Consider the following 12,906-nt stretch of genomic DNA (forward strand, 5'->3'; position numbering starts at 1 on the left):
TCATGCGCGGTAGGAAATGCCCCATTCCCTGGTCATTTTCGCGCCCGGCTCGAGTCGCTCCAGGTCCGTTCCGGTCGCGAAAGCGTTCGCCGGAGCCGTCATCGGCTCGATCGCCACCGCGAGGGACTGCCCGGGGTAGCGGTCGGTCGTGAACACCTGTGCCCAGCGGAACCCGTCGTCCTGCCACAGCTGCACGCGCCGACCGTCGGGAGCGGTGAGGGTGTGGTGCGCCCGGCCGTCGGCATCCCGCTCCAATCCGCGGTAGCCGTTGTCGAGTGAGGCATCGCCGAGACGGCGACCCTCGCGCAGGTCGGTGGCGGCGTCGACGGGCACCTCGTCGACGGGGATGTTGCGGTCGTCGAGGACGAGCGTGGTCGTGCCGGTCGATCGCACCACCAGATCCTCCGTCGGCACGCCGCCGATCTGGAGGTAGGGGTGCACGCCCAGGGCGACGGGGGCGGCCTTCGCCCCGATGTTCTCAACGGTGTGGGTCACGTGCAGACCGTCGGCGCGGAGGGCGTACGTGACCCGCGTGCGCAGGTGGAAGGGGTAGCCGGTCTGCGGCACCACGTCGGCGCCGAGTACGAGGCGATCGTCGGTGTGCTCGAGGGCCTGGTAGGTCCCGAAGCGCAGCAGCCCGTGGCTGGCGTTGCCGAACTTCGGCTCGCTGAGCGCGAGCTGCAGGTCTTCGCCGTCGAAGGAGTACTTGCCGTCGCGGATGCGGTTCGGCCACGGGACGAGGACGACTCCGGATGCCGCGGGCGTGGGCAGGTCGTCGGGGTAGCGCGGCACGAGGTCGACGCCGTCGACCGTCAGCGCGCGAAGCGCGGCACCCACCTGAGCGATCTCGGCGGAGGAGTGTTCGCCGCGGAGGTGGAAGCGGGATCCGGTGGGGTCGGCGGTCATGACGTGGCCTTTCGCGATCGGCGCGGGCGCTGCAGCCAGGGCTGCAGCATGCGGGTGACCCACGGGAGGACCGCGTAGGTCATGACGGGGGTGAGCATGAGGGTGGTGGCGAGCACGCGCAGTACGAGGGGGATCTCGGCGAACCCGGGAACGAAGCCCAGCAGCCACGATGCCGCCAGGTTCGTCGGAAAGAACCCGACCCAGATCGTCACGGCCTGCTTCCACCGCGGCGGAGCCGCCGGCACCGGCTGTTGGATCGGTTGGGTTCCGGCCTCCGTCACCGTCGCCGCCTCGAGGATCGAGCCGTGCGGGGCGTCGAACCAGCCCTCGATGCCGGTGCGTCGCTCACTGCGCTCTTCGCGTGCGAAGGGGCGGCCCGAGTCGAGCCACCACTGGCGCTGTGTGGAACTCTCCCACTCCTCGAGGGTCGTGATGTCGCGGAAGCGGTACAGCATGTACCAGAGGTCGCTGTCTTCTCCCGCGCGCACCCACCCCGAACCGAGGAAGCCCGGGAACGCGGTCGCGAGATCGGTGCCGGCCTGCATCCAGGAGGTCGCCTCGGCGGTGCGCGTCGGGTCGATGCGCCGCTCGATCGCCACCGTGATGGGGTGGGCGTCGGTATCTGCCATGCGTCCATCTTCCGTCACGGCGGTTCCTCTGCCGGGGTCGGGCCGTGCATGTCCCACTTTGTGTTGCTCTGTGGTGTCGAACCTGCACTGTTTGGGACATGTACGTGGGGTGTGTCGGGGGTGGGGGTGGGAGTGTCCCACTTTGTGCGGCTTTGCGGCGGTGGACCGGCACGAATGTGGACATGGATGCCATTCCCAGGCGTGACGTGTAGCGTTGTGCGGTCGGCTCTGGACACCGTGCGTGATGCGCGGATGGGTTTGTGAGTCCAAGGGGCCGATGGACAGGACGCGATCGCGGCCTCGACCATCTCTAGTGAATGGCCCCCGGCCGACGGAAGTCCGGGTATCGCACCGCCACGAGCGGCGCCGCTGTTTCGCGCAAACAGAACCCAGGAAGTTTCCCCATGCCCAAGAACAAGAAGCCCGCCGGCGGCCGCGCCGCCAAGAACTTCGAGCCCCGTTACGGCGCTCAGACCTCGTTCCAGGACCGCAAGCGCCGCCCCGGCGCCGAGGCACCCGCGAAGCCCGGGAGCAAGAGCCCGAGCCACCGCGGCTACCGGCCCGAGACGGAGACCACCCCCAGCAAGGGTCGCTGGAACGCTTCCGACCGTGCTGGCCGTTCCCAGGCCCGCGACATCCGCACCTCGGCGCGCGACGATCGTCCCGCACGTTCGTTCGACGACCGCCCCGCGCGTTCGTTCGATCGGAACGATCGTCCGGCGCGTTCGTTCGATCGTGACGAGCGTCCGCGTCGTGATGCCGGTGAGCGTCCGGCGCGTTCGTTCGACCGTAGTGATCGTCCGGCGCGTTCGTTCGACCGCACCGATCGTCCGGCGCGTTCGTTCGATCGTGATGACCGTCCGGCGCGCTCCTTCGATCGCAGTGACCGTCCCGCGCGTTCGTTCGACCGCACCGATCGTCCCGCGCGTTCGTTCGATCGTGACGAGCGTCCCCGTCGTGATGCCGGTGAGCGTCCGGCTCGTTCGTTCGACCGTAGTGACCGTCCCGCCCGTTCGTTCGACCGCACCGATCGTCCGGCGCGTTCGTTCGATCGTGACGAGCGTCCGCGTCGTGATGCCGGTGACCGTCCGGTTCGTTCGTTCGACCGCAGTGACCGTCCGGCGCGTTCGTTCGATCGTGACGAGCGTCCCCGTCGTGATGCCGGTGAGCGTCCGGCGCGCTCCTTCGACCGCAGTGACCGTCCCGCGCGTTCGTTCGATCGTGACGAGCGTCCCCGTCGTGACGCCGGTGAGCGTCCGGCGCGCTCCTTCGACCGCAGTGACCGTCCCACCCGTTCGTTCGACCGCAGCGACCGTCCGGCGCGCTCCTTCGATGACCGCCCGCGCCGCAACGACGGCCCGAGCCGCAGCGATTGGAACAACACTCCGCAGCGCTCGGCCGAGCACGAGCAGCGCGTCGACGTGGTGCACGAGCGCCTGCAGGCCGAGGCCGTGGATGCCGCGACCGTGACCGGCGCCGGTTTCGCCGAGCTCGGTCTGGGCGACAACCTCGTCCGCGCCCTCGCCGGCCTCGGTGCCGCGAGCCCCTTCCCGATCCAGGCGGCCACGGTCGCTCCGATCCTCGAGGGACGCGACGTCCTCGCCCGCGGCCGCACCGGCTCGGGTAAGACCATCGCCTTCGGTGCGCCGCTCGTCGAGAGCATCCTGCGCTCGCAGGCGGGCCAGCGTCGCGAGTTCGCTCGTGCTCCGAAGGCGATCATCCTGGCCCCGACGCGCGAGCTCGCGCTGCAGATCGATCGCACCGTGCAGGTGCTCGCGCGCAGCGTCGGCCTGTTCACCACCCAGATCTACGGCGGCGTGCCCCAGGCGCGCCAGGTCGGTGCGCTCAAGAAGGGCGTCGATATCGTCATCGGCACCCCCGGCCGCATCGAAGATCTGCTGAATCAGGGCAAGCTCGACCTCTCGCAGGTGCAGGTCGCCGTCCTCGACGAGGCCGACCACATGTGCGAGCTCGGCTTCCTCGAGCCCGTGCAGCGCATCCTCCGCGCGACCAGAAAAGACAGCCAGAAGCTTCTCTTCTCGGCCACGCTCGACCGCGAGGTCGCGGCCCTCGTCGACGAGTTCCTCGTCGAGCCGGCCGTCTACGAGGTCGCCGGTGAGGACCAGGACTCGAGCACCATCGAGCACCGTGTCCTCGTCATCGAGCACCGTGACAAGGCGCAGATCCTCGACTCGCTCGTCGATCGCGAGGGCAAGACGCTCGTCTTCGCCCGCACTCGCGCCTACGCCGAGATGCTCGCCGAGCAGTTCGACGACGCCGGCATCGCCGCCGTGGCGCTACACGGCGACCTGAATCAGCAGAAGCGCACGCGCAACCTCGAGAAGCTCACCTCGGGTCGCGTCAACGTGCTCGTCGCCACCGACGTCGCCGCCCGCGGCATCCACGTCGACGACATCGACCTGGTCATCCAGGCCGACGCCCCCGACGAGTACAAGACGTACCTGCATCGCTCGGGTCGCACCGGTCGAGCGGGTCGTGCAGGCACCGTGGTCACCCTGATCACGCGCCAGCGCCGCCGTCGTATGACCGAGCTGCTCGACCGCGCCGAGATCCAGGCTCCCTTCGAAGAGACCGCGCTCGGCGACGACGTGCTCGAGGAGCTGTCGGGCCGTCAGCTGTCGAACGTCGACGCGTAGACCCCTCCCGCAAAGCCCTCGTCGCCTCGGCGACGGGGGCTTTGCGCGTTTCCCGCGGCGAGAATCGGCAGGTCAGAACAGGGTCGGCTCGCTCGCAGGCGCGACGCGGGGGCGACCGGATGCCGGGACCCCGGTGCGGTGAACGGGTCCGAGGCTGCTGACAGGCGGTGTGCGGGCGGCCAACCCCGGCTGCGGGCGGCCGCGCGGGTGATCGTCTTCGTCCCACCCGTCGAGGCGGTGCATGCGCAGCAGCGGTCGCATGCGCTTGCCGAGCCACGTGCGATAGGCCTTCGGCGCCGAGGTGGAGACTCCCGGGTAGAGCCCGCGGTACGACGACATGAGGTTCGGGTGCTCGCGTTCGAGCCACTCGAAGAACCACTGCTTCGCGCCGGGGCGCAGGTGTAGTGCCCCGTATACGACACGCGCCGCACCGGCCTCGCGAATGCGCGCCAGAGCGTCGTCGAGAGCGGAGACCGAGTCGGTGAGGTGCGGCATGATCGGCATGAGGAACACCGTCACCCGGAATCCCGCGGCGGTCGCCGCGCGCACGGTTTCGAGCCGGGCTTCGGCACTGGGAGTGCCCGGTTCGATCGAGTGCTGGAGGGCGTCGTCGAAGACGGCGATCGACATCGCCAGCGTGACCTTCACCTGCTGCGAGGCCTCGGCGAGGAGAGGGAGGTCCCGTCGAAGCAGCGTGCCCTTGGTGAGGATCGAGAAAGGTGTGCCGTTGTCGGTGAGGGCCCCGACAATGTCCGGCATGAGGCGGTACCGACCCTCCGCACGCTGATAGGGATCGGTGTTCGTCCCGAGCATCACGGGTTCCCGCGCCCACGACCCCCGGCGCAACTCGGTGCGTAGCACGTCGGCCACGTTCACCTTCACCACGATCTGCGAGTCGAAGTCGGCCCCGTAATCCAGGTCGAGGTACTCGTGAGTTTTTCGAGCGAAGCAGTTGTGGCTGATGACGCCGTTCGCGACGAAGTCCTCGGTGTCCGTCGTGATGTCGATCATGTCGATGTCGTAGCCGATGTCCTCGACGTTCACGACTCTCAGGTCCGCGCTGGTCTTGACCGCTGTCCCGCAGACATCGAGTTTGCGCGTGATGGACGGTCGGGCGGTATCGAAGAATCGCTGTCTCGAGGTGAGCCCTCCGCGAAGGCGGATACTCGACACACCGTTCGGGCGAGCGGGTTCGCGAACAGCGTCGAAGCGGAATGCGGCGAAAGCCTCTTCGGTCAGCGAGAGAAGTTCCTCGTTCGCGTTGCTTATTCGCACGATCCCGCGCGAACACGAGCCCTCCGCGTCGAAGATGCCCCCGAGGAAGCCCGCCATCCACTCCCGGCTTCGCAAGCGCGGTATCGCTATGTAGTCCTCGAGACGCGCGACATCGTGCATTTTTGCCGTGTGAAGAGCCGTAATGGGTCGGCGATGCGCGGGCACGGAGAAGGGGCGGACCATCGTGACGATGCCGATCTGCTCGAGAAGCTCCTTTGCGAGATCGAGCGCCTCCCGATCGGCCAGGGCGAGGCGGAATCGGTGGATCTCGCGGGCTCGATTCCCGTCGTCGTAGGTCTTGTGAAAGATCATCGCGTCACCGCGCACCATGCCGGTCAGATACCCTTGGCGCCAGTCCGGACCCGACGCCTCCACGGAGGTGTGGGCACCCGTTCCGAAACCCTGCAGACGGTTCGACACGGTGAGATGAGGGCGCTGTCGGCCCGCGACGGGGGAGTCGGTGACGTGCTTCCAGCCGCGCTCCGTCAGGAACCGGTGGTCTGCGCTGCCCTCGATCTCGGTACCATCCGCGAGGGTGACGCGATGGAGGCGTTTGCGAGTGGTCCACTTCGCGCGAACGGTTGTTCGCACGTAATGGCGGTATCGCGATCCCCTCTCGGTGCCGATGACCTCGTCTCCGACGCGGATATCCGACAGGGGGACCTGTCGGCCGTCCGCTTTCAAGATGAGGGTGTCCGGGGAGAGGCAGTACGAGCACGCGTGACTGCAGCCTCGGTAGGGATTCACCGTCCAGTCGAACGGCATGGCCGAGGCGCCAGGGACGCGATTCAGTGCGCTTTTGCAGAGCACCTCGTGGAACGTCATCCCGGCGAACTCCGGGGTCGTCACCGAGCGGACGAGGCCGTCCATTCGTTCCATGCCCGGGAGCGCGGCTGCGTCGTCGACGCCCAGCTGCTGCCCCTGCCATCTCATGAGAATAGTCGAACACATGTTCGACGAAATGGCAACGCCGCGGCCACAAAAATCGTCAACGTGCACGAGTTTCGCCGAGCCCGCCGTCACCCGGGTCGACCGCTCAGAATGCGCGCGCGAGAATGGAGTCGATGACCAGCCACGATCCCGAGACTTCGCCACGCCGCGCCGCGCGCGCCGAGGCCGAGAGGCTCGCGACCGCGGCGCTCACCCTCCCCGCCGTGTTCGACGAGCGCGCCCCCGCCGAGCAGGCTCCGACCCGCGGCCGGCGTCGTGGCCGGATCGGCGCGTTCGATGCCGCCGCGCCCGGGCCGCGCGGCATCCGCCGATTCTCCCCGGTGCCGCTGCGGCGGCGTCTGGTCGTGGTGGTCGCGGCCGTGATCGTCGTCGCCGGGTGCGCGGTGGCGATCGGCGCCGCCGCCTCCGGCGGAGTGCCCGGCCCGGCGCCCGACGCCGTCGACCATCTCTCCGGCCCTCCGCCCGTCGCCGACGACGGGATACCCGTTCCGCAGCTCGCCGCCGTCGCCGCGACAGCGACTCCCTGCGACGACCCCGCCTTCACCGCCGCCCTGGCGTCGGGTGACGATGCCGCCACCATCGCGGCGGCCGGTGGCGGTCAGGCGTTCCGTGCCGCCGTGGCATCCGGGATCGCCCCCTGCGTCTCGCTCTCGGACCCGAACCGTGAGTGGCTCGTCGTCAACAAGCAGCGCCCCTACGACCCGGTGGACTACCAGCCGGGCGACCTCGTCATGCCCGCGAACGTACGTGCCCTCGAGGACTCCGCGGTCCGCGCCCCGGCCGCGGCCGCCCTCACCTCGCTCGTGAAGGCCGCCTCCGACGCCGGAGTCGGCGAGATCGGCTACCTCAGCGCCTACCGTTCGTACACGACGCAGAAGTCGACCTACGCGGGACGAGTCGCCGTGGGGGGCGTCGCCGAGGCTGATCGAGAGAGCGCGCGCCCGGGGTTCAGTGAGCACCAGTCCGGGATGGCCGTCGACATCGTCCCCTGCAACGGCTCCTGCCGCACGCTCGACGACGTCGCCGGTTCGCCGCAGGGCGCGTGGGTGCGCGAGCACGCCTGGGAGTACGGCTTCATCACCCGCTACGCCGAGGGACGCGAGAGTGTCAGCGGCTACGAGCCCGAGGCGTGGCATCTGCGCTACATCGGTCCCGAGCTCGCCCGCGCCTACCACGAGGGCGGCTTCACGACCCTCGAGGAGTTCTTCGGACTGCCTGCCGCGCCGACCTACTGACGCGTCGTCGGGTCGCGGCCCCCGCCCGCGGTGCCGGTCCGACGACCCGCTGACCGGGGTGACAGGGGTGACGGACCCCGACTCTCAGAGACCGGATGCGAGCGATCGTGCCCCGCGGGAAGGACGGCTCGGGATGCCGACGTTTTCGAATGTCGTCCAAACTGAACGTTGGTGATGAAAGCGCTCTGAGTTATGTTTGTGCAACGCGCGCCACCGCTGCCGCGCAGATCGCTCAATTCATCCCCCCGTTTGGAGCGCACGATGGGTCGAACCCTGCGTTCGGTCGCGGCCATTTCCCTGGCCGGACTGTTCACCGTTGCCGGAGCCACAGCCGTTCAGGCTGCCGACGTGGGCGAGGGGGTGACGCCTCCCACACCCATCGAATCCGCGACGGGCCGTTACATCGTGGTCCTCGACGAGGCCCCCGTCGCCACGTACGAGGGCGGCGAGCCGGGCCTCGACGCCACGAAGTCCGACGAGGCGCGGCTCGACGCCGACTCCCCGCAGGCGCGGAAGTACTCCGCCTTCCTCGAGGAGCGGCAGCAGAACGTCGCCGACGAGGCGGGTGTTCGTCCCGATGCCACCTACACGATCGCCGTCAACGGCTTCAGCGCGAGCATGGACCCGAACCAGGCCGCCAAGCTCGCCGCGACCAAGGGTGTGCAGAAGGTCGTGCCCGACGAGATCCGCCACCCGGTCGCCGTCCCCTCGACCGAGTTCCTCGGCCTCGAGGGTGACGACGGCGTCTGGCAGAAGATCGGTGGCATCGGTTCGGCCGGCGAGGGCGTCGTCGTCGGTGTCGTCGACACCGGCATCGCGCCCGAGAACCCCGCCTTCGCGGGCGAGCAGCTCGGCACCACGGCCGGCTCGGAGCCCTATCTCGACGGCAACGACGTCGTCTTCCGCAAGGGCGACGGCACCGACTTCCGCTCCACCCGCGTGGCAGAGGGCAACGGGTGGTCGCTCTCGGACTACTCGACCAAGCTCGTCGGCGCCCGGTACTTCGACCAGGGTGCCGCCGCCACGGGCTTCACCTTCGAGGCGGACTACCGCTCGCCCCGCGACGGCGACGCGCACGGCTCCCACACCGCCAGCACGGCCGCGGGAAACAACGGAGTCGACGCGAGCGTCGAGGGCATCGACTTCGGCGCCATCTCGGGTGTCGCCCCGGCCGCCAAGGTTGCCGCGTACAAGGCCTGCTGGGCGGGTCCCGACCCCCTCGTCACCACGGACGACGTCTGCGCCCTGAGCGACCTGCTCGGCGCGATCAACGCCGCGGTGTCCGACGGCGTCGACGTCATCAACTACTCGATCGGCGGAGGCGCGGCCACCACCACGCTCTCCCTCGAGGACCAGGCGTTCTTCAACGCCGCTGCGGCCGGTGTCTTCGTGTCGGTCTCGGCCGGCAACTCCGGCCCTGGCGCGTCGACCGCCGACCACGCCTCGCCCTGGTACACGACGGTCGCGGCATCCACGATCCCCACCTACGAGGGAACCGTGGAGCTGCCCGACGGCTTCCAGGCCGCGGGTGCCACGGTGTCGGTCCGCGAGGGCCAGGACGTGACGGCTCCCGTGGTCTACGCGGGCGATATCGCGGCATCCGGAGCCGATCCCGCGGGCGCCGCGTTGTGCCTCATCGGATCGCTCGACGCCGCGAAGGCGGCCGGCAAGATCGTCGTGTGCGACCGAGGGCAGAACGCGCGCATCGAGAAGTCGCAGGCGGTGAAGGACGCCGGCGGCGTGGGCATGATCCTCGTCAACGTCACTCCCGCCTCGGTCGACAACGACTTCCATTCGGTGCCCACCGTGCACATCGACGCCCGGTATCGCGACGCCCTGCTCGCCTACGTGCGCGGCACGGCCGATGCCACGGCGACCCTCGTCGGCGAGAACGTGACGGGTCAGACGACGCCGACGCCGCAGGTCGCCGGCTTCTCGAGCCGCGGCCCCATGCTCGCCGACGGCAGCGACATCCTGAAGCCCGACGTGTCGGCCCCCGGCGTGGCGATCCTCGCCGCCGCTGCCAACGCCCCCGGCGCCGCTCCGACCTTCGAGTTCCTCTCGGGCACCTCGATGTCGTCGCCGCACGTCGCCGGTCTCGGCGCGCTGTACCTGGGTGAGCGGCCGCTCGCGACGCCCGCCGAGGTCAAGTCCGCGATGATGACCACCGCGTACGACACCGTCGACGCCGAGGGAGCTCCCGCTCAGGACCCCTTCGCGCAGGGCGCCGGGCACGTGGACCCCACGAAGTACTTCGATCCGGGCCTGCTGTACCTCAACGGTCCCGCGGACTGGGCGGCCTTCCTCCAGGGCAAGGGCCTCGAGGACTTCGGCGTCGCCCCGATCGACGGCAGCGACCTCAATCTCGCGTCGATCTCGATCGGCTCGCTCGCGAAGCCGCAGACCGTCACCCGCACGGTCACCTCGACCCGGGCCGGAACGTTCTCGGCTTCGGTGAATGTGCCCGGAGTGGATGCCACGGTCGAGCCGTCGACGCTCGAGTTCGGTGCGGCCGGGGAGCAGAAGACGTTCACGGTGACCTTCTCGCGCACCGATGCCGCGGCCGAGCAGTGGACGAGCGGCTTCCTCACCTGGACCGGCGACGGCACGCAGGTGCGCTCGCCCATCGCCATCCGTCCCGCGACCGCCGAGGCTCCGGCAGAGGTCTCGGGAACGGGCCTGGCGGGCTCGACGAAGATCGAGATCCTCCCGGGTGTCGGCGGCGAGCTGCCTCTGACGGTGTCGGGGCTTGCCGCTCAGACGTTGCTGACCGATTCGGACAACCCCGTCGAGGGCCACAGCGGAAACCAGGATTCCGGTGACGCCGACGGATACGTGCGGTGGACCGTCGAGGTGCCCGAGGGGACGACCCTCTCGCGCTTCGACCTGAACTCGTCGGATGACACCGGGAGCGATCTCGACCTGTTCGTCTCGCGGGTGGTCAGCCCCGACGACCTGCGGTACTACGAGCGCTTCACCTCTGCGACGGCCTCGGCCGACGAGCGGGTGACGCTGCCGAACCCCACCCCCGGCACGTATCTGATCGAGGCGAACATCTACTCGTTCACGGGGCCCTTCACCTGGGACATGACGTACGCCAACGTCACCCCCGGCGGTGAGGGACAACTGACGGCCACGCCGAATCCGCTTCCGGTGCAGCAGGGTGAGGCCGTCTCGTACGACCTGTCGTGGCAGGGGCTCGCTCCGCGAACGCAGTACCTCGGCGTCGTACGGTACGGCGACTCCGACGTGCAGACGGTGCTGACCGTCGACTCGGGCGAAGCCGCGCCGGCGATCGTGGACGCGCCGACGATCTCGGGCACCGCGAAGCTCGGGCGCACCCTCACGGCGACCCCCGGCACGTGGAACCCGGCCGACGTCACCACGACGTACCAGTGGCTGCGCGACGGCGAGCCGGTGAACGGCGCCACCTCGGCGTCGTACCGCGTGCAGCGCGCCGACCTGGGCCGCGTGCTCACCGTACGGGTCACGGCGACCTCGCCCGCCAACGGACTGACGGCGACCGCCGACAGCGTCGGGGTGCCGGTCGTGGTCGGTTCGTTCACGACGGTCACCGTCGACCCCTGGGTCGGTCGCACCGGCGACGCGTACACGCTGACTGTCAAGGTGCGGTCGCTCAGCGGTCCCGCACCCCAAGGCGATGTGACCGTCACCGTGGCGGGCAAGGACTACGTCGCAACCCTGCAGGACGGGAAGGCGACCATTGCCCTCGATCCGCAGACGCGCGGGGTCAAGCTCGTGAAGGCGGTCTACGGCGGCAGCGCGACGGTGGAGTCGTCACGCGCGAGCAGCGCGTTCATCGTGTTGCGGTAGCCCTCGATCGACGCGGCGGCGCCCGGGCTTCGGCTCGGGCGCCGCTGTGCGTGATGGATCAGCCGCGGCGCCGACGCGGTGTGAGCTTCACCGCCGGCAGCGGCGGGGCCGGGATGCGCTCGGGCCCGTGGTCGATCACGGGCCCAAAGCGGGCCGTACCCGCTTCCCAGGCTTCGCGAGCTGCGACGATCTCGTCGTGCGATCGGCCCACGAAGTTCCACCACATGACGATGTCGGCCTCGAACGGCTCCCCACCGAGCAGGAACACGCGCGCATCGTCTTCGCTGCGCAGCTCGAGGTGGTCGCGGCCCTTTCCGAGGTAGACCAGTCGGGTGTGGTCGATGGATGCCGTGGGTCCCGCCTCCGGCGCAGAGCCCGGGCGTCTCGCCGCGTCGGCGTCGACGGCATCCATTCCCGTCACCGCCTCGACGGTTCCCGTCATGCCGTAGACCGCGTACTCCCAGTCGAGGCGGAGGGGGATGCGCACCGCGACTCCCGCAGGCAGGCGTAGTTCGGCGCCGACGAGGGGTGTGTGTACGGTCGCGGGCGAAGTGGTCCCGCCGAGCTCGCCCATCACGACGACCGCGTCGGCGCCCTCGCCGAGATCGAGCACGGGGAGGTCTTCGTGGCGCTCGAACGCGGGCTCGCCGTGACGACGGGACTCGGGAAGCGCCACCCAGAGCTGCAGGGCGTCGAGCGGGATCGGCCCCTCGCCCACCGAGTACTCGGAGTGCGCGATGCCGGCGCCGCTGGTCATGAGGTTGAGGGCCCCGGGGCGCACGACGACGTCGCTGCCCACGGCATCCCGATGTCTCACCTCGCCGACGATCGGCCACGTCACCGTCTGCAGACCGATGTGCGGGTGCGGTTCGACGCGCATGAGGGTGTCCTGCGGGCCGAAGCGGTCGAGGAAGCACCACGCGCCGACCATGGGCAGCGCGCGGTGGGGGAGGGTGCGGTGCACCTCCATGCCGCGCACGCCGCCCAGCGGCACCTCTCGCGCCGCCACCACGAGGGCGCGCGGGCCGTCGCAGTCGACAGGTCCCTCGGCCTCGGGGGGAGCGACGTCGAGCCGGGTCACGCGGGTTCGCCGGGTGCCGCCGAGTCGGCGGCGTCGTCGTCGTTCGGCCATTCGACCACCAGGCCGGCCACGTCGTGCTCGCGCAGGTAGTGCGCCACGAAGGGGCACGAGGGGATGACGCTGCCGCCGCGTCGGGCGAGGTCGGACAGCGCTTCGCCGGCGAGGGCCGAGCCGAGGCCGCGGCCCTTGAACGACGGGTCGATCTCGGTGTGGGGGAGCACGGTGCGATCGTCGTCGATCGCGCGGAACTCGAGGAAGCCGCCGAGCTCGTCGCCCACGTGGATCTCGTAGCGGCGGGCGTCGTCGTTGCGGGTCACGGTCAGTTCGTCGGCCATGGG

The 12,906-nt window shown here is 69.9% G+C and carries 8 protein-coding genes; 3 read left to right on the plus strand and 5 right to left on the minus strand.

The features are described 5' to 3' along the window. Complete coding sequence (locus NE358_RS01565) at positions 1-906, minus strand: aldose 1-epimerase family protein (RefSeq protein ID WP_289940778.1); 906 nt, start codon at positions 904-906, stop codon at positions 1-3. After that, complete coding sequence (locus tag NE358_RS01570; RefSeq protein WP_056225826.1) at positions 903-1,535, minus strand: antibiotic biosynthesis monooxygenase; 633 nt, start codon at positions 1,533-1,535, stop codon at positions 903-905. The genes NE358_RS01565 and NE358_RS01570 overlap by 4 nt, the downstream gene beginning before the upstream one ends. A 404-nt stretch (positions 1,536-1,939) precedes the next feature. Between NE358_RS01570 and NE358_RS01575 the strand changes: the two genes are divergently transcribed. After that, complete coding sequence (locus NE358_RS01575; RefSeq protein WP_289940780.1) at positions 1,940-4,192, plus strand: DEAD/DEAH box helicase; 2,253 nt, start codon at positions 1,940-1,942, stop codon at positions 4,190-4,192. 72 nt (positions 4,193-4,264) lie between these two features. On the opposite strand, the gene NE358_RS01580 is transcribed toward NE358_RS01575, so the two are convergent. Further along, a complete protein-coding gene (locus NE358_RS01580) occupies positions 4,265-6,400 on the minus strand; it encodes an intein-containing Rv2578c family radical SAM protein (protein WP_289940782.1) in 2,136 nt (711 codons plus the stop codon). 131 nt (positions 6,401-6,531) lie between these two features. On the opposite strand from NE358_RS01580, the gene NE358_RS01585 reads away from it, so the two are divergent. Next, positions 6,532-7,653, plus strand: a complete 1,122-nt coding sequence (locus tag NE358_RS01585; protein ID WP_289940784.1) for a D-alanyl-D-alanine carboxypeptidase family protein — start codon at positions 6,532-6,534, stop codon at positions 7,651-7,653. Positions 7,654-7,914: 261 nt separating this feature from the next. Next, the gene (locus NE358_RS01590) at positions 7,915-11,487 is read left to right on the plus strand and encodes a S8 family serine peptidase (protein WP_289940785.1); all 3,573 of its coding nucleotides are present in this window, start codon (positions 7,915-7,917) and stop codon (positions 11,485-11,487) included. A gap of 58 nt (positions 11,488-11,545) precedes the next feature. On the opposite strand, the gene NE358_RS01595 is transcribed toward NE358_RS01590, so the two are convergent. Then, positions 11,546-12,568 carry a pirin family protein gene (locus NE358_RS01595; protein WP_289940787.1) on the minus strand — a complete coding sequence of 341 codons (1,023 nt, stop codon included), beginning with the start codon at positions 12,566-12,568 and terminating at the stop codon, positions 11,546-11,548. Further along, positions 12,565-12,903: a GNAT family N-acetyltransferase gene (locus tag NE358_RS01600; protein ID WP_210072466.1), complete on the minus strand. Its 339-nt coding sequence runs from the start codon at positions 12,901-12,903 to the stop codon at positions 12,565-12,567. The genes NE358_RS01595 and NE358_RS01600 overlap by 4 nt, the downstream gene beginning before the upstream one ends. Positions 12,904-12,906: the final 3 nt, after the last annotated feature.

The organism is Sphingomonas sp. G5 (assembly GCF_052660795.1).

Bases quoted from the DNA above. Each gene is read 5' to 3' on its own strand.
- NE358_RS01565 (WP_289940778.1), bottom strand. From the start codon at position 906: ATGACCGCCGACCCCACCGGATCCCGCTTCCACCTCCGCGGCGAACAC.
- NE358_RS01570 (WP_056225826.1), bottom strand. From the start codon at position 1,535: ATGGCAGATACCGACGCCCACCCCATCACGGTGGCGATCGAGCGGCGC.
- NE358_RS01575 (WP_289940780.1), top strand. From the start codon at position 1,940: ATGCCCAAGAACAAGAAGCCCGCCGGCGGCCGCGCCGCCAAGAACTTC.
- NE358_RS01580 (WP_289940782.1), bottom strand. From the start codon at position 6,400: ATGAGATGGCAGGGGCAGCAGCTGGGCGTCGACGACGCAGCCGCGCTC.
- NE358_RS01585 (WP_289940784.1), top strand. From the start codon at position 6,532: ATGACCAGCCACGATCCCGAGACTTCGCCACGCCGCGCCGCGCGCGCC.
- NE358_RS01590 (WP_289940785.1), top strand. From the start codon at position 7,915: ATGGGTCGAACCCTGCGTTCGGTCGCGGCCATTTCCCTGGCCGGACTG.
- NE358_RS01600 (WP_210072466.1), bottom strand. From the start codon at position 12,903: ATGGCCGACGAACTGACCGTGACCCGCAACGACGACGCCCGCCGCTAC.